Source organism: Ralstonia psammae (assembly GCF_958405935.1).
Lineage (GTDB): Bacteria > Pseudomonadota > Gammaproteobacteria > Burkholderiales > Burkholderiaceae > Ralstonia > Ralstonia psammae.
In genome coordinates, this window is record NZ_CATZBU010000007.1 from 91,328 (window position 1) to 108,109 (window position 16,782).

General features: G+C 62.4%; 15 protein-coding genes and 2 tRNA genes. 9 read left to right on the plus strand and 8 right to left on the minus strand.

Translation table 11 applies throughout. The annotated features are described in order from the left end of the window. The first annotated feature begins 122 nt into the window (after positions 1-122). The 3 genes from R2N16_RS15700 (at position 123) to rpoZ (ending at position 2,086) form a co-directional block, all read left to right on the plus strand. Positions 123-1,058 carry a YicC/YloC family endoribonuclease gene (locus R2N16_RS15700; protein ID WP_316666667.1) on the plus strand — a complete coding sequence of 312 codons (936 nt, stop codon included), beginning with the start codon at positions 123-125 and terminating at the stop codon, positions 1,056-1,058. Positions 1,059-1,080: 22 nt separating this feature from the next. Beyond that, positions 1,081-1,746: a guanylate kinase gene (gmk, locus tag R2N16_RS15705; RefSeq protein WP_316666668.1), complete on the plus strand. Its 666-nt coding sequence runs from the start codon at positions 1,081-1,083 to the stop codon at positions 1,744-1,746. A gap of 136 nt (positions 1,747-1,882) precedes the next feature. Beyond that, a complete protein-coding gene (gene rpoZ, locus R2N16_RS15710) occupies positions 1,883-2,086 on the plus strand; it encodes a DNA-directed RNA polymerase subunit omega (RefSeq protein ID WP_316666669.1) in 204 nt (67 codons plus the stop codon). Positions 2,087-2,133: 47 nt separating this feature from the next. On the opposite strand, the gene R2N16_RS15715 is transcribed toward rpoZ, so the two are convergent. Then, positions 2,134-2,349 carry a hypothetical protein gene (locus R2N16_RS15715; RefSeq protein WP_316666670.1) on the minus strand — a complete coding sequence of 72 codons (216 nt, stop codon included), beginning with the start codon at positions 2,347-2,349 and terminating at the stop codon, positions 2,134-2,136. On the opposite strand from R2N16_RS15715, the gene R2N16_RS15720 reads away from it, so the two are divergent. Beyond that, complete coding sequence (locus R2N16_RS15720) at positions 2,348-4,768, plus strand: RelA/SpoT family protein (RefSeq protein WP_316666671.1); 2,421 nt, start codon at positions 2,348-2,350, stop codon at positions 4,766-4,768. The two genes, R2N16_RS15715 and R2N16_RS15720, sit on opposite strands and share 2 nt — an antisense overlap. A gap of 161 nt (positions 4,769-4,929) precedes the next feature. On the opposite strand, the gene R2N16_RS15725 is transcribed toward R2N16_RS15720, so the two are convergent. After that, positions 4,930-5,006 (minus strand) — tRNA-Arg (locus tag R2N16_RS15725). Between the two features lie 115 nt (positions 5,007-5,121). Here R2N16_RS15725 and greB point away from each other — a divergent pair. Next, positions 5,122-5,685 (plus strand): transcription elongation factor GreB, encoded by a 564-nt coding sequence (gene greB / locus R2N16_RS15730; protein WP_316666672.1) that lies wholly within the window; start codon positions 5,122-5,124, stop codon positions 5,683-5,685. A 9-nt stretch (positions 5,686-5,694) separates the two neighbouring features. Here greB and R2N16_RS15735 read toward each other — a convergent pair whose 3' ends face one another. Further along, complete coding sequence (locus R2N16_RS15735) at positions 5,695-6,528, minus strand: EamA family transporter (RefSeq protein ID WP_316666673.1); 834 nt, start codon at positions 6,526-6,528, stop codon at positions 5,695-5,697. A 156-nt stretch (positions 6,529-6,684) separates the two neighbouring features. Between R2N16_RS15735 and R2N16_RS15740 the strand changes: the two genes are divergently transcribed. The 3 genes from R2N16_RS15740 to R2N16_RS15750 all read left to right on the plus strand — a co-directional run bounded on the left by R2N16_RS15740 (position 6,685) and on the right by R2N16_RS15750 (position 8,517). Next, positions 6,685-7,620, plus strand: a complete 936-nt coding sequence (locus tag R2N16_RS15740) for a transcriptional regulator GcvA (RefSeq protein ID WP_316666674.1) — start codon at positions 6,685-6,687, stop codon at positions 7,618-7,620. A gap of 73 nt (positions 7,621-7,693) precedes the next feature. Beyond that, the gene (locus R2N16_RS15745) at positions 7,694-8,107 is read left to right on the plus strand and encodes a hypothetical protein (protein ID WP_316666675.1); all 414 of its coding nucleotides are present in this window, start codon (positions 7,694-7,696) and stop codon (positions 8,105-8,107) included. A 104-nt stretch (positions 8,108-8,211) separates the two neighbouring features. Further along, positions 8,212-8,517, plus strand: a complete 306-nt coding sequence (locus R2N16_RS15750) for a hypothetical protein (RefSeq protein ID WP_316666676.1) — start codon at positions 8,212-8,214, stop codon at positions 8,515-8,517. Positions 8,518-8,524: 7 nt separating this feature from the next. Here the strand turns inward: R2N16_RS15750 and R2N16_RS15755 are convergent, their stop codons facing one another. After that, the gene (locus tag R2N16_RS15755; RefSeq protein WP_316666677.1) at positions 8,525-9,568 is read right to left on the minus strand and encodes an extracellular catalytic domain type 1 short-chain-length polyhydroxyalkanoate depolymerase; all 1,044 of its coding nucleotides are present in this window, start codon (positions 9,566-9,568) and stop codon (positions 8,525-8,527) included. Positions 9,569-9,873: 305 nt separating this feature from the next. Here R2N16_RS15755 and lysM point away from each other — a divergent pair, with 305 nt between their 5' ends. Continuing rightward, a complete protein-coding gene (gene lysM / locus R2N16_RS15760; RefSeq protein ID WP_009241111.1) occupies positions 9,874-10,359 on the plus strand; it encodes a peptidoglycan-binding protein LysM in 486 nt (161 codons plus the stop codon). A gap of 58 nt (positions 10,360-10,417) precedes the next feature. Here the strand turns inward: lysM and R2N16_RS15765 are convergent, their stop codons facing one another. The 4 genes from R2N16_RS15765 to pepN all read right to left on the minus strand — a co-directional run bounded on the left by R2N16_RS15765 (position 10,418) and on the right by pepN (position 16,732). Next, a complete protein-coding gene (locus R2N16_RS15765; protein ID WP_316666678.1) occupies positions 10,418-12,232 on the minus strand; it encodes a WD40/YVTN/BNR-like repeat-containing protein in 1,815 nt (604 codons plus the stop codon). 582 nt (positions 12,233-12,814) lie between these two features. Then, positions 12,815-12,890, minus strand: a tRNA-Thr gene (locus R2N16_RS15770). Positions 12,891-12,966: 76 nt separating this feature from the next. Then, on the minus strand, positions 12,967-13,983 hold the full coding sequence (locus R2N16_RS15775; RefSeq protein ID WP_316666679.1) for a class 1 fructose-bisphosphatase: 1,017 nt from the start codon (positions 13,981-13,983) through the stop codon (positions 12,967-12,969). Positions 13,984-14,029: 46 nt separating this feature from the next. Continuing rightward, positions 14,030-16,732, minus strand: a complete 2,703-nt coding sequence (gene pepN, locus R2N16_RS15780) for an aminopeptidase N (RefSeq protein ID WP_316666680.1) — start codon at positions 16,730-16,732, stop codon at positions 14,030-14,032. Between the last annotated feature and the right edge of the window lie 50 nt (positions 16,733-16,782).

Genomic DNA, 16,782 nt, shown 5'->3' on the forward strand with positions numbered 1-16,782 from the left:
TTCTCCCTGACCAGTCCACACGTTGTAAAGCGACAAAAGGTGGGGGATTCCCCGCCAATTCCGGGCGTTAAATATCGCTGCCGGATTTTCTGATTCGACCAAGAACAACACACCACGATTCCATGATCCACAGCATGACCGGCTACGGCGTGGCCACACGCCAAGCAGCCTTTACCGATACCCATGGCGCGCCCAGCGGGAGCGTTGCCACCGTTTCGGTCGAGTTCCGCACCGTCAACTCGCGCTTCCTTGATTTGCTGTTCCGCGCCCCGGAAGAGTGCCGCGCCTTCGAGCCTGCCCTGCGCGAAATGCTGATGAGCGCACTGTCGCGCGGCAAGCTGGAGTGCCGGATCAACCTGCAGCGCCAGGAAGCTGCCAGCGATATCGCAGCGCTTAATGTGGACCTGCTGCAACAACTGGCCAAGCTGGAGCAGGCGGTCACGCGCCACCTGCCGGCATCGGGTTCGCTGCGCATGGGCGAAATCCTGCGCTGGCCCGGCGTGCTGGCCGAACCTCAACTGACACAAGACGCGCTGCGCGACGCCGTGATCGAGGCTGCCAAAGAGGCGCTCAAGCAACTTCTGGAATCGCGCCGTCGTGAGGGCGATGCGCTCAAAGCCGTGCTGCTCGACCGTGCTGACGCGATGCTCGCCATCGTCGACAAACTCACGCCGATGGTGCCTGTCCTGATCCAGCAGCATCAGGACAAGCTCACCGAACGCCTGCGCGAGGCGTTTGGCCTGGCTGCGCCCGACGGCACACCGGCACTGACGCGCGACGAGCTGTCCGAGCGCATCCGCCAGGAAGCCACCGTGTATGGCATCCGTATCGACATCGCCGAAGAACTCTCGCGCCTCCAGGCGCACCTGCGCGAGACGCGCCACATCCTGGAGAAGGGCGGCCAGATCGGCAAGCGCCTGGACTTCATGATGCAGGAGCTGAACCGGGAGGCGAACACGCTCGGCTCGAAGGCCGCCGCCAAGGAGCTGGCCGACGCATCGATGGAACTCAAGCTGCTCATCGAGCAGATGCGCGAGCAGGTCCAGAACCTCGAATAACTCGAAACGATAGAACTAGAACATGCCATCCTCTCAAGCGCACTCCGCCGTCGATACGCCCATCGAGAATCATTTTCCAGGCAGCCTGTTCATGGTCGTGGCGCCGTCCGGCGCCGGTAAGTCGACGTTGGTGAATGCGCTGCTGGCGCAGGACGCGTCGATCCGCCTGTCGGTTTCGGCCACCACGCGCAAGCCGCGTCCGGGCGAGCAGCACGGCCGCGAATACAATTTCATGACCGTCGAGGAGTTCAAGGCCTGCCGTGATCGCGGCGAGTTTCTCGAATGGGCTGAGGTGCACGGCAATTACTACGCCACCTCGCGGGTGTGGATCGAAGAGCAGATGCGCGCCGGCACCGACGTGCTGCTCGAAATCGACTGGCAGGGCGCACAGCAGGTGCACCACCGGTTCTCCAATGCTGTCGAGATCTTCATCCTGCCGCCATCGCTCACGGCGCTGGAGGATCGTCTGAAGAAGCGCGGTCAGGACGAGCCCAACGTAATCGTGCGTCGCCTGCTGGCGGCAGGCTCCGAGATGGCGCACGCCCCCGAAGCCGACTACGTGATCATCAACGAAGTGTTCGACACCGCGTTGGCCGAACTGCGCACGGTGGTGCAGGCTACGCGCCTGCGTTTCGGTGCCCAGAAGGCGCGCCACGGCGAGCTGTTCGTCGAGCTGGGCATTCACTGAGCAAGCAGTGCAATCGCGTTTTTCTGCGCGATTGCGAAAGTGTGGTAGCGCCAGCGCACAAGGGCTGTCCGAAGAGAGTGCTGCGCTGCTGCTAAAATATCGAGATCAACAAGATTTGCCACCAGGTGGAGTTTTCATGGCGCGTATTACCGTCGAAGATTGCTTGAAACAGATTCCGAATCGCTTCGAACTGGCATTGGCCGCAACGTACCGCGCCCGACAGTTGGTGCAGGGCCACACGCCCAAGGTCGATGCCAAGGACAAGCCGACCGTGACCGCATTGCGCGAAATCGCATCCGGCCAAATTGGCATCGAGATGCTCAAGAAGGTCCCGTCCTGAGCTGACGCGCATTACTTGGCATTACCCGGCGTGGTACGCTGCCTTGGTCACTGATCGTTCTTGCGATCTTTCATGGATGTGAAAGCCGCGAACGCACTGGACCCCGGCATGCCTACCTCGCCCGCTTCTTCGCCCAGGACCCAACATTCCGCCACGCACGAACACACCGTGCCGTCGGTGGAATCGTCCGCGAGGTCGTCCGGTTTTGCGCCGGACGTCTCCACGGTCCCCCCCGGGTCTTCCACTGCTTCCATCGTTTCCATGCCGTCCTCCGCTTCCGGCTCCGGCCCTGCGTCGCCTCGTACGGGCGCGCCGAACTTGCCTGATCCGCGTGGTGCCGACCTGGTAGGGGAGCGGGCAGCCCTGCCGCCAAAATCGCCCAAAAGCGCAAGCACCGACGCCCCTGAGCCGGCAGCCAAGCCCGAGGGCGCCGATACGCTCTTCATCGATGCGGTGCTGGAGCAGACCTATCGGCATCTGTTTGGCCCGACCTCGCAGCCGGCTGCACCGCCGCGCCAACAGGTCGTCTCCATTTCGGGGCTGACCGAAAAGCTGTCGTACCTGAAGCCGGCTGACCTCAAGTTGGTGAAGGAAGCGTTCCACTTTTCTGACGAGGCGCACCTCGGGCAGTACCGCCAGAGCGGCGAGCCGTACATCACGCATCCCGTGGCCGTGGCAGAGATCTGCGCGGGCTGGAAGCTGGATGTGCAATCGATCATGGCAGCGCTGCTGCACGACGTGATCGAAGACCAGGGCGTGACCAAGAGCGAGCTGGCCGAAAAGTTCGGCCCCAAAGTCGCGGAACTGGTCGACGGCCTGACCAAGTTGGACAAGCTCGAATTCCAGAGCCGCGAGCAGGCGCAAGCGGAGAGCTTCCGCAAGATGCTGCTCGCGATGGCGCGCGATGTGCGCGTGATTCTCGTCAAGCTCGCCGACCGTACGCACAACATGCGCACGCTTGACCATGTGCCGCCGGAGAAGCGCCGCCGCATTGCGGGCGAGACGATGGAGATTTACGCGCCGATCGCGCACCGTCTGGGCCTCAACACGACATATCGCGAGCTGCAGGAGCTGAGCTTCCGCATCGGCTCGCCGTTCCGGTATGCCACGCTCGAGAAGGCCGTGAAGGCTGCGCGCGGCAATCGACGCGAGGTCGTGAGCCGCATTCTTGAAACGGCGCAGCGTGCGCTGACCGACGCGGGCATCTCGGCCGAAATGACCGGCCGCGAAAAAACGCTGTACAGCATCTACCGCAAGATGCACGACAAGCAGTTGTCGTTCTCGCAGGTGCTGGATGTGTATGGCTTCCGTGTGGTGGTCGACACGCAGATGCAGTGCTACATGACGATGGGTGCGCTGCACAGCCTGTACAAGCCGATGCCCGGCAAGTTCAAGGACTATATCGCCATCCCCAAGATCAACGGCTACCAGTCGCTGCACACGACGCTGGTGGGCCCGTTCGGCACGCCGGTCGAGTTCCAGATCCGCACGCGCGAGATGAACCAGATTGCGGAAGCCGGCGTGGCCGCGCACTGGATGTACAAGCAGCACCACGACGAGCCCGATCGCGCGCAGCAACAAGCGCACCAGTGGCTGCAGTCGCTGCTCGACATCCAAAGCCAGACGGGGGATTCGCAGGAGTTTCTGGAGCACGTCAAGATCGACCTGTTCCCGGATGCCGTTTACGTGTTTACGCCCAAGGGCGAGATTCGCGCGCTGCCACGCGGCGCCACGGCGCTGGACTTCGCCTACGCGGTGCACAGTGACCTGGGCAACCAGTGTGTGGCGGTCAAGATCAACAACGAGCTGCTGCCGCTGCGCACGGAGTTGAAGAACGGCGACATCGTCGAGGTGGTGACGGCGCCGTACTCGAAACCGAACCCGGCGTGGCTTACGTTCGTACGCACGGGCAAGGCGCGCGCAGCGATCCGGCATTTCCTTAAGACGGCCAAGCTGGATGAGGCGATTCAACTTGGCGAGCGTTTGCTCGAACAAGCGCTGCGTCAGCTCGGCATCGACATGAAGGCCGTGTCCGCCCAGGTGTGGGAGCGCGTCGTGCAATGGACGGGCAACAAGGCGCGTGAAGACGTCTTTGCGGATCTCGCGCTCGGTCGCCGGGTGGCCGCCGTGGTTGCGCGCCGCCTCGAAATCCTTTTGCAAGAAGGTGGTCACGACGGCGATGAGGCGTTGATGGCGGCCGTGCACACCTTCGCTGGCGAAGAGGCCCCTGCCGTCACCGTCAGTGGCGACGAAGGCATGGCGATGGTGTTCTCGTCGTGCTGCCGCCCGATTCCTGGCGACCCGATCGTCGGCTATATCGGCAAGGGTGAAGGCTTGCAGATCCACGTGCAGGAATGCCGCGTGGCCAAGCGTCTGCATGGTAAGGATCCGGAGCACTGGATTGACGTCATGTGGGCCGAACACACGACGCGCGCGTTCGACGTGTCGATCAAGGTGCTGGTGCGCAATACGAAGGGCATTCTCGCGCGCGTAGCGGCGGATTTGACTTCGGCCGATGCCAACGTGGCACACGTATCGATGGAGCAGGAGGGCAATCAGGAAGCGACGTATATGACGTTCCTGATCCAGGTGCATGACCGCGTGCACTTGGCCGATGTGATGCGCGCGCTGCGCCGCAACCCGGATGTGATTCGCATTGCGCGAGATCGCGGCGGAGATTGATGCTCCACGCGAAAAACAAAAAGGCGAGGCCCCCACGGCTTCGCCTTTTTTGTTTGTGTCCCGCCCGCAGCACAAGAGCGCTTTGACACTGCGTCGCATGCGGAATCGATGGGGGCAAAAGAAAAGGGCTTCCATTTCTGGAAGCCCTTCTCATATTAGGTTGGCGCGGCTGGCAGGATTCGAACCCACGACCCCTTGGTTCGTAGCCAAGTACTCTATCCAACTGAGCTACAGCCGCAACCGAGAAATGAGATTATACAGAGATTTTCGGTCTTGTGAACCCCCTTCTTCACTTTTTCTTCGAGACGGGCCAACTTTCTATAATGGAGCCTTGATCCACCGTGGCTTCCATCATGAACAAGGCTTTCGTCCGGGAAGATTCCGGCGATGACGAAGACGATCTGCCCGAGGGCGCTGCGCCCTTGCCGCCAGGTTCCAAGAACTACATCACGCCGGCGGGCTATGAGCGCTTGCGCTCCGAGCTGATGCACCTGATCGACACCGAGCGGCCTGAAGTGGTTGGCATCGTGTCGTGGGCGGCATCCAATGGTGATCGCTCAGAAAACGGCGACTACCTTTACGGCAAGAAGCGCCTGCGCGAGATCGATCGTCGCATCCGCTTTCTTACGCGCCGCATCGAGAAGGCCGAAGTGGTCGACGCCAGCTTGCAGGGCGACAACGATCAGATCTTCTTTGGTGCGACGGTCACCTACGCCAACCAGAGTGGTGACGAGACCACCGTCACCATTGTCGGCATGGACGAGGTCGATCTGGACATCGGGCACGTGAGCTGGATCTCGCCGATTGCGCGCGCGCTGATCAAGGCACGCGAGGGCGATACGGTCCCGCTGCGCACGCCAACGGGCGTCGAACAGATCGACATCCTCGAAGTCAAATATCCGCCGCGCGCGGCTTGAGTGTCGCACTCACGCCGGGTGCCCCAGGCAGTAAGCGCCGAAGGCGATCACCGAGCAGGCCGACAGGCGCCGCGCTGTGAGCGACTCCTTCAGGAACAGTCGGCCGAGCAGCGCGGCAAACACCACCGACGTTTCGCGCAGGGCCGACACCGGCCCCATCGGCGCGAGCGTCACGGCCCAGATGACGATGCCGTATGCGATGAGCGAGACCACGCCCCCGCCGAACGTCTTGAGCGTATTGGCATTGCGCAGGTCGATGTTCAACGGACCTTTCCACACACGATAGAGCAGCACCATCGGCAGGCCGTCGAGCATGAACAGCCATGCCGAGTACGCGTTTGCATTGCCCGCCGCTCGCGCGCCGATGCCGTCGCACACCGTGTAGCACGCGATGAATACGCCCGTGGTGAGCGCCGCCAGCGTTGACCCAAGGTCGGCCTTGCGGCCCCGCGCCAAACTGAGAATGCCGCCGCTCACCAGCACCACGCCCGCGAGTGCAATCACGCCTGGCATCTCGCCGGCGAACAGCGCGGCGCCCATCGTTACCAGCAGCGGCGATGAGCCGCGCGCAATCGGATACACCTGGCCGAATTCACCGAACCGATACGCCCGTGCGAGGAACACGTTGTAGCCGACGTGCAGCACGGCGGACAGCGCCACATACGGCCACGCGGCCGGCGCGGGCAATGGCAATGCAATCGCCATCGGCATTGCTGCCACGCCGGAGGCCAGCGTCATCAGCGTGATGGCGCGCAAGCGGTCGGAGCCGCTTTTCAGCAACGCATTCCATGTGGCGTGGAGCAGGGCAGCGCAGAGCACCAGGGCGATGACGGCGGGAGTCACGATGACGATGTGCGCGAAGTGAGAAAGTGAGAATCGGGTCGATTTTTCTCACTCGATGCGGCGTCAGCGGGAGCAAGAAGACGATAGCGTAGCGGCGTAAATTGGGATCAACAATCGATATATACTGACCCGATATGTGCAAAAAACTCACGCGATATGCGCAAGCTGCCCCCTCTGAATGCCGTGCGCGCCTTTGAATCGGCGGCGCGCCATCTGAGTTTTACGCGCGCGGGCGAAGAGCTGAACGTCACGCACGGCGCCATCAGCCGGCAGATTCAAGCGCTGGAGGCGTGGCTGGGTGTATCGCTGTTTCGCCGATTGAACCGGCGTGTGGAACTGACCGATGCGGGCCAGCGCTACCTGTCGGAGATTGGCGTAGCGCTTGACCGCATCAGCACGGCCAGCCAGGCGCTGCGGGACCGCGACGCGGTGCGCATCCTCCGAGTGAACAGCATCCCGACGTTCACGATGCGCTGGCTGATTCCGCGGCTCTCCACGTTTCAGATGCGCCATCCGCGCGTGGAGGTGAGGCTGACCACGTCCATCGAAGAGATCGCGGACCTGCCCGATCATTTCGACGTGATCATCCGTGGCGGGCCGGAGATTCATGCGGGATTTCAGTCGGGGCGCTTTCTGGACGAGAGCCGCTTTCCGGTGTGCAGCCCAGCGTTGCTCGAGCGCTTGCCGCTATCGACGCCGTCCGAGTTGCGGCATCACACGCTGCTGCATTCAGACACGCTGCCCTCGGTGTGGCCAAGCTGGCTGGTGCTGGCAGGCGTGCCGAACCTGCGGCCCGCGCATGCGCTCACGTTCGAGCATTTCTATCTGTCGATTCAAGCCGCCATCGATGGGCTGGGTGTGGCGATGGGACCCTCGGCGCTCATCACGGATGATCTGGAGGAGGGGCGTCTTGTGGCGCCGTTTCCGGATTTGGCGCTGGTCGCGCGCAGCTACTACTGGTACAGCCCTGCGCGCAATCTGGGCGACGAAGTCGTGCAGGCGTTTTGCGCATGGCTGGGGGAGGGTCGACCGCAACGTCACGCAAACGTGAACACATTTCGGACCTCCGGTAACGAGGGTAACGCCGCGTAACACCCTAGAGGCGGGGGCGAAACCCGATGCTACGATGCACTCAAGCTCGATTGCTTTGAAAGGAGGTCCTCAGATGAAGAAGAACGCATGGATTCTCGCTGCATGCCTGGCTACTGCCGGTGTGGCGGGTTCGATCGCTTTGCCTGCGCAGGCACAGGTGTCGATCGGTGTGCAGATCGGCCCGGCCTATGCGCCGCCGCCGCCCCAGTATGAGCCCGTGCCGGTCTTGCAGCCGGGCTACGTATGGGTGCCGGGTTACTGGCAATGGCGTGATGGGCGCTACGTCTGGCGCCGAGGCTACCGTGAGCGTGGGCGCGAGGGCTACCACTGGCGCGAGCCGCGCTGGGAGCAAGGTCCGCGTGGCTGGCAGATGCGCGAGGGCGGTTGGGATCGCGGTGATGATCGTCGCTGGCACGATCATGATCGCGATGGAGATCGCGGCCGCTATCACTGCCCTCCGGGTCACGCCAAGAAGGGCGAATGCTGATGCTGTAATCACAGGCCGGTCACGTACCGGCCTGTTTTTTGCGGGCAAGTCTGTCGACGCCGCAACCGCTGAGTGAGAGGCTGGGGCGCCTTCCGGGAGGCAGCATGACAATGGAATCGAATTGGCGCACCGAGCTGTACAAAGACTTTGACGTCTATGTACTGGCCATTCCCCGCGCGGAGCGCAAATCGGGCAAGAGCGGGCAGGGACCCACGCAGTGGGATTTTGTCGTGCGCATCTGCGAGTCCGGTGCGGACCCGACGGCCGTCGAAACGCTCGTTGCCCATTCGCATGACGACCGCCCGCTGCCCACGCGTGAAACTGCCGAAGAGGCCGGGCTCACGCGCGGCTATGGCTTGATCGATGAATTGCTCGGGCGCAACCCCGTCCAGCAGTCGATCGATCTCTGACGCGCGCTTAAGCCGCCAGCGCTGTGTCGCGAATGTGCCGGCGTGCGAATTGCCACCACAGCCAGGTTGAATCGGGGCCCGGCGCGTGGAAGGCGTAGCGCGGGTCGCCGCCGCTCCAGGCGTGGCCCGTGGTGGTGAGCTGGCACAGGCTGACGATGCATTCGCCGTCGCGCATGTCGTTGCGCAGCACATAGCCCTCGCCGCGCGCGGTTTCGCGCGAGACGTTGCCCCCATCGCCCAGATGATTCAGCGCGCGGAACTGCGCGGCCAACTGTGCCTGGTTGGCCGGGTTGACGGCCTCGTCGCGCAGGCCGTGCAGAAGCATCGTCGGCATGCCGGGGTAGGTGGCCACGTTCACCACGCTTGAAAGCGCATCGACGGCGTCGACGCGTGCCCCGCGGCGCATCAGGTTCAATGCCGACGCCGGCGAGCGTGCCACGCCTAAGGCCGGGCCCGAATGCAGCGCCAACGCGGCGAACAGATTCGGATGACGCAATGCCATCAGGCCGGCCAATCCGGCGCCGGCTGACAATCCTGCCAGATACACGCGCGAAGGGTCTGCGCCCGTTTGTGCCACGGTTTGTTCGATCAGTTGCGCAATGCCGTCGGCCTCGCGCGCGCCGACGTGCTCCGGGTCATACCAATGCCAGCAGCATTGGGGATGTGCGCGGCGCGGCTGCTCCGGGTACAGCACGATAAAGCCCTCGCGGTCTGCCAGTGCGTTCATGCGCGTGCCATGCGCCAGCACTTCTGCCGATTGCTTGCAGCCATGCAGCATCACCATCAATGCGGGAGGCTTGCTGCCGCGTGGGGGCGGTGTGTAGAGCCAGTATTCCGGCCGGCGTGCCACCACGGCGGGCGACTCGGGTTCGTAGATGAATTGTTCGCGGACGAAGGTGCCCTGGGTGGGCGTCGGGCGCATGCGGCGAGGGGTGTCGCGGCGTGCGCTTGGCGTAAGCGGCTTGACCGGTTTAGGCGGTTTGGGCGGCCATGACTGGCGGCTGAAGCCTGGCGTGGTCAGGGCATCAACCAGCCGGGTGATGGATTTCATCCAAGAGCGGTGCATGGCGGCGGCAAGGGGGAACTCGGATGAGGACGATGGTGCCCGCGCTTTCCGAGGGGTCGCAAGTGGTTTAGATGTTGGTGAGACAGTGTGCCAGTGATTTTGTTGCAGCGCAGCATTGAAAGTGGGTGAAACGCCTCATGGGCGCCTACGCGGGGCGCAAAGTTTGCATTTGGGCGCGACTGTCATGGAGACAGCGTTGGTGAGCGGCTACACTGCCGCGACGGGGCGAGCCCGGCGCGGGCGCGCCTTTCTGCTTTCCCGTTCCCCGTTGTGTACTTATGGAGGTCGTTATGGGTTTTTTTGACTTCATCAAAGAAGCTGGCGAGAAGCTGTTTCACGGTAGCGCTGCAGCCGCACCGGCCGATGCATCCGCAGATGCCGATGCCGCCAAGGCAGCCGACGATGCCAAGGGCCAGGCGATCCAGGACTACATCGCGCAGCAGGGCCTGAGTGCCACGGCGCTGTCAGTGCAGGTGGAAGGCGATGCTGCCAAGGTGTTTGGCGTGGCACCCGACCAAGCCACGCGCGAGAAGATCATCCTGTGCTGCGGCAACGTCGAGGGAATCAAGTCGGTGGATGACCAGATGTCGGTCAACACCGAGTCGGAAGAATCCCAATGGCACACCGTGGAGCGCGGCGATACGCTCTCGGCCATCGCCAAGAAGTTCTACGGCGATGCCAACAAGTATCCGGCCATCTTCGAAGCCAACAAGCCGATGCTGTCGAATCCGGACAAGATTTATCCGGGGCAGAAGCTGCGCATTCCGGCGGCGTGATCGCTGTCGGTAAGTAGAAAGAAAAAAGGCTAAGCAATCTTGCTTGGCCTTTTTTTCTTTACGGCGCGACGCGGTAGGAACGACCCCTATCGCCAATAGTCCAGAGTACATTGCCGTCAGCAGACAACGTGGCCCGCCGCAGGTCTTGGGGTACCGAGCTTGCCAGGTTCCAAGTCTGCCCCTGATCGTTCGAGGTAAACGTTTGTGGGCCTTGCGCCACTCCGCCTACTACGGTGGTGCGAAGCAGCAATGTTCCGCGCGGGCCCTGGAGAACGATGACGTCGCGGACCGTCAGGGGGGGCACGTTCAAAAGCGACGCGGCCGATCGGAACGTCCAAGTCCTGCCGCCGTCGTTCGTTAGGAACAGCCCCTCAACCTGATTTGGTCCCTGCAGTTGTATACCGGACACCAGAGCCGATGTCGGCCCCAGGGTGACCAGAGATGTGATTTGCCCGGAGGCAGCCGAGATATTGGAGGTCGTCCAAGTGCGTCCAGAATCCGCCGAATAGAAGACATTGCCGCCAACTGCATAACTGCTGGAGTATGCCCATACGTGGGACGCATCGGCTGCGTAAATGCCTACGATATCCAGCGAGCTACCGGTGCTTTGCTGCTCCCATGACGCACCAGCGTTCGGGCTGTGAATGACGGTTCCCTGTGTTCCGGCAAACCATAAGTGTTGGCTGGCATTGGCGCTCGTACTAAGCGGGATGTTGATTGCGCCTTTGCGCTGCTCCCAGGCGTTTGAGGTGCTGTTGAGTTTGTAGATTGCACCTGTCAGATCGCCGGCCCAGATTGATGCCCCCTGGAAGGTTGCAGTACCCACCCAGAACTGGGCCGGTCGTTGTTGCCAGGTTCGCCCTGAGTCCGTCGATGAAACAACGCCGGATACGGATGCACTGTCACTGCCAACACTGCAGCAGAGAAGCACTGAGTCGCCCGTTCCAGTGGAAACGCCGGAATAATTGCCGTTGACCAGTTTGGCGAGCGTATTCCATGACTGTCCGTCATTTTGCGACGAGAGCCAGATATCCGGTGCTTCGGCTCCCGGTGCGGCGCCTGACCAAGCTGACACAAAAAGTTGGCCTGACGGGAGTGCGTTGATCCAAGCCGGGGTCGCGGCGGGATTCAGGTTTGCGGGACCGCTGCGCTGTTGCCATGTGCCCCCCCCGTTTGAAGTGGACTGGATGAACGAACCTGATGCGACCCAAGCCCTCGAGGCATCGGCTGAATCGAACGGGCCGCCATTGCCGTTCGTGGCATTCGCAATGCCGCTGGATGCGTATGATTGGAAGCCGTTGTTGGTTCGCAGAACAGCCCACGACCCTAAAAGCCAGGCGCTGGACGGCGCATAGCTGGCCAATCGGTATGCGCCGAATTCGCCATCAAGCGCGGGACTAAATTGCGCTTTTGTACGAGTGCTCCAAGTTAGGCCACTGTCCGTTGACGTAAGCACGGAGAAGTTCTGTGGTGTCCCGTGAGCGGAGCCAAGGGCGAGAATGGTTTTGAAATCGGAGGTGGAGATTGAAACCAGTGGTAACGATGTGCCGGTGGTTCGGGCGCTCCAAGTTGCGCCATCGGTCGTTGCAATCAACAGGCCATTGTTGCCGGTGGCCAGTGCCGTCTGTGCATCACGGGCAACGATGTCATTGAGCGCGGGATTGCCATTGAAATTAATCGAGGTCCAAGTCTGACCAGCATCAATTGTTTTGACGATGAGCCCATTTGCACCAACGCCCCAGAAGGTGTTTGCATTGGGTGTTGCCAGTGCCGTCAGTGTGTAGCCGCCGACAAGTTTCCACGTGGCGCCGCCATCAGTCGTGCGAACGACCCCTTCTGGACTAATGCCCCAGCCGATCAGGTTGGTATTCATCCGGAATTGCCATGGCGCAGGCGGTGGGCTGACTTGGCACCATGGGTTTGCGGCTGGAGCGGAATCAAAGCACGGTCGACCATCTCCGCGCCACGCGACACTCGCGGTGGAGACCGGGCTGATTGCGGGGGGGGCTGTGGAGGAAATCGGTTGATTGGAGTCCCCCCCGCCGCACGAGGAGAGAAGCGCGGCCAACGGCAGGCATGCGAGTCTGTGCTTGAGCATTATCGATGTCTCACTGACAGGTGAAATTTTTCTACTTATTCTGCCGGAACTTCTCACCCAATAAGAAACCGCTTTTACGGTCGAGTAATTATGGCGGATATTCACCACCGATCAAGTGGAGCGTGACGTTTGTGTAACGGCGTGGATTGATGTCGTATTTTCTGATGCGCCGTTTTGTACTCGGAGGCTTCCGTTTCACGATGAAATTCGTGTCTTAAGGTGTTGCCGGTAATGTGGCGGGTCTGCTGAGGCGCGACCTAGATATTGCTTCGCTGCGAACCAAGTAAGTGCCCGCTGGCTTTGGGGGGGCGCCCAAAGCAAAAAGCCCAGTCGATGAAGACTGGGCTTTTTGAATTCTGGTGCCGCTGACCGGAATCGAACTGGTGACCTTCGCATTACGAATGCGCTGCTCTACCGACTGAGCTACAGCGGCGTCGGAAACAGCGATTCTAACAGAACTTTTTGGCGCTCTGCAAGAACCGCCGGAACAACAGCCTTACATGGCGTGATTACGCCGTTTTTTTGGCTTCGAGGTGATATTGCGTGACGCGATCCACCTCGTTCTTTGACCCCAGGACGACTGCCACACGCTGGTGCAGTTTCTCGGGCTGGATATCCAGAATGCGCTCTTCGCCATTGGTGGCCGCGCCGCCGGCCTGTTCCACCAGGAAGGCCATCGGGTTGGCTTCATACATCAGGCGCAGTTTGCCGGCCTTGCCCGGCTCGCGCTTGTCCCACGGATACATGAAGATGCCGCCTCGCGTGAGGATGCGATGCACGTCCGCCACCATCGAGGCGATCCAGCGCATGTTGAAATCCTTGCCGCGCGGGCCTTCGGTGCCGGCCAGGCACTCGTCGATGTAGCGGCGCACGGGCGGGGCCCAGTGGCGCATGTTCGACATGTTGATGGCGAATTCCTTCGTGTCGGCGGGAATCTTCACGTCGCGGCTGGACAGGATGAAGCTGCCGACTTCGCGGTCGAGCGTGAACATGTGCACGCCATTGCCGACGGTCAGCACCAGCGTGGTCTGCGGGCCGTACACGGCGTAGCCGGCAGCCACCTGCTTGGCGCCAGACTGCATGAAGTCGGCCTCGGTTACGGCCTGCCCGGGCTTGGGCATGTGCAGCACCGAGAAGATCGTGCCGATCGACACGTTGACGTCGATGTTGGACGAGCCGTCGAGCGGATCGAACAGCAGCAGGTATTCGCCCTTCGGATAGCGGTGCGGAATCTCATAGAACGATTCCATCTCTTCCGAGGCCATGGCCGCCAGGTTGCCGCCGTATTCGTTGGCTTCGAGCAGGACTTCGTTGGCGATCACGTCCAGCTTCTGCTGGGTTTCGCCTTGCACGTTGCCGGTGCCGGCCGAGCCGAGCACGCCGGCAAGGGCCCCCTTGTTGATGCTGTGCGAGATCGCCTTGCAGGCGCGCGCCACGACTTCGAGCAGCAGACGCAGCTCGGCCGGGATGGTGTTGTGTTCGCGCTGTTCTTCGATCAGGTAGCGGGTGAGGTTGATGCGCTTCATGTGTTCTCCTGAGACGGGCGCGATTTTACGATACAAGCGGTGACATTCAGGCCAGCGCCTTGCCGACGATCTCGCGCACATCGCGCGAGAGGCTCGGATGTGCCGCCACGCGCTTGAGCGCGTCCTGCATGGCGTCGCGCAGCGTGGGCACGTACTTGCGCCAGCGGTCCAGCGCGCGTGCCAGGCGGGCAGAGACCTGCGGGTTGATGGCGTCGAGCGCGAGCACCTGCTCGGCCCAGAAGGCATAGCCGGAGCCATCGGCGGCGTGGAATTGCGCGGGGTTGCCCGAGCAGAAACTGAAGATGAGCGAACGTGCGCGGTTTGGGTTGCGCAGCGTGAAAGCCGGATGCGCCATCAGCGCGCGCACGGTGGCCAGCGTCGGCTTACCGGCGGCGCCCGGCTGCATGGCCTGCAGCGAGAACCACTTGTCGATGACGAGCGCGTCGTCGGCAAAGCGGGTGTAGAAATCGGCCAGCGCCGCTTCGCGGCCAGGGGCGTAGCTGGTGACCATCGCCGAGAGGCCGCCCATGCGGTCGGTCATGTTGGTGGCGCGGCCATATTGCTGTTCGGCCAGGGCCAGCGCCTCGGGGGCTTCGGTTTCCACCAGATAGCCGAGGGCGATGTTCTTGAGTGCGCGCTTGCCTGCAGACACCGCATCGGGCGAGTAGGCGCCTTCGGTCTGGTTGTCCTGATAGGCACGCAGCAGCTCCGCGTTGAGCTTTTCCGCCAGCGTGCGGCGCAGTGTGCGGCGTGCGGTGTGGATGGCAGCCGGATCGGCCACGTCCATGCGCTCGGCCAGATAGCCTTCGGCCGGCAGGATCAGCATCTGTTCGCGGAAGGCCGGATCAAGCGAGGTGTCTGCGACTACGGCACGTAGGGCTTCGACCAGCGCCGGGTTCACCTCAGGTGCGCGGCCGTGCTGGATGTCCGTCACCATGCGCAAGAGCGTGTCGGTGGCCAAGCGCTGGCCGGCTTCCCAGCGGTTGAACGGGTCGGAATCGTGCGCGAGCTGGAACGTGAGCTGCTCGGTCGTATAGCCGTATTCGACGATCACCGGCGCCGAGAAATTGCGCAGCAGCGATGGCAACGGCGCTTCGGCCACATCTTCGAAGACGAAGGTCTGCTTGGCTTCAGTGAAGTCCAGCACGCGCGTGGTCACGGGCGAGGGCGATGCGGCTTCGCCACGCAAACGCAGCGGCAAGTCGCGGCCCTGCTTATCGATCAGGCCGATCGCAAACGGAATGTGGAATGGCTGCTTCTGGATGCCGCTGGTGGTCTCGATGCCGACCGGCTCGCAGCGTTGGCGCAGCGTGAGCGTATAGGTGCGCGTGGCGGCATCGTGGTGGCCCTCTACGGCCACGACCGGCGTGCCGGCCTGGCTGTACCAGCGGCCGAATTGCGTGAGGTCGCGGCCATTGGCATCGGCCATGGCAGCGCGGAAATCGTCGCAGGTGACGGCATGGCCATCGTGGCGCTGGAAGTAGAGGTCCATGCCCTTGCGGAAGCCGTCGCGGCCTAGCAGGGTCTGGTACATGCGCACGACTTCCGCGCCTTTCTCGTACACCGTGACGGTGTAGAAGTTGTTGATTTCTTCGTAGCTGTCGGGCCGCACCGGGTGGGCCATCGGACCGGCGTCTTCTGGAAACTGCGCCTGGCGCAGCACGCGCACGTCTTCGATGCGCTTGACGGCGCGGGCGCTGGCCGCAGCGGCTTCGTTGCCGGCAAGTGCTGCCATGTCCGCGGAGAACTCCTGATCGCGGAACACCGTCAGGCCTTCCTTCAGGCTCAATTGGAACCAGTCGCGGCAGGTGACGCGGTTGCCCGTCCAGTTGTGGAAATACTCGTGGCCGACCACCGATTCGATGTTGGCGAAGTCCACGTCCGTGGCAGTCTCCGCATTGGCCAGCACGTACTTCGTGTTGAAGATGTTCAGCCCCTTGTTCTCCATCGCACCCATGTTGAAGTCGCCCACGGCGACGATCATGAAGCGGTCGAGATCCAGCTCCAGGCCGAAGCGGCGTTCGTCCCAGTGGATCGAGTGGATGAGCGAATCCATCGCGTGGCGGGTCTTGCCCAGATCTTGCGCCTCCACCCACACCTGCAGCAGCTTCTCTTTGCCCGAGGCCGACTGGATGCGCTCTTCAATGCACTCGAGCTTGCCTGCCACCAGCGCGAACAGGTACGACGGCTTCTTGAACGGGTCGTGCCACACGGCTTCGTGGCGGCCGTCCGGCAGGTCGCGTTCCGACAAGAGGTTGCCGTTGGACAGCAGCACAGGGTAGTCCGCCTTCGATGCGCGCAGCGTGACGGTGTAGACCGTCATCACGTCCGGCCGGTCGAGGAAGTAGGTGATCTTGCGAAAGCCCTCGGCCTCGCACTGCGTGAAGAAGTTGCCGTTGGACACATACAAGCCCATCAGCGACGAGTTGGCTGCGGGATTGCAGTAGGTGGTGAGTTCCAGCGTAAAGCTGGCGCCCACATCGGCCGGTACGGCATCGATGGTGAGCGTGTCGCCGGTAGCTTGCAGGCCAGACAGCGCCCTGCCGTCGACGGTTGCGCCGGCCAGCTCCAGCCCTTCGCCCACCAGCACGAGGGGCTTACCGGCATCTGTGCGCGTCATGCGCATGCGGTTGACGACGCGGGTGCGCTCGGGCACGAGATCGATCTCCAGGGCCACTTCGTCAATGCGGAAAGCGGGCGCAGTGTAATCCTTGCGGTAAATCGTGACGGCGGTATCGGTGCGCAACATCGGTAACATCCTCGTAGAGGTACGCAAAAGGCCATTGTACTCAGGCGCTT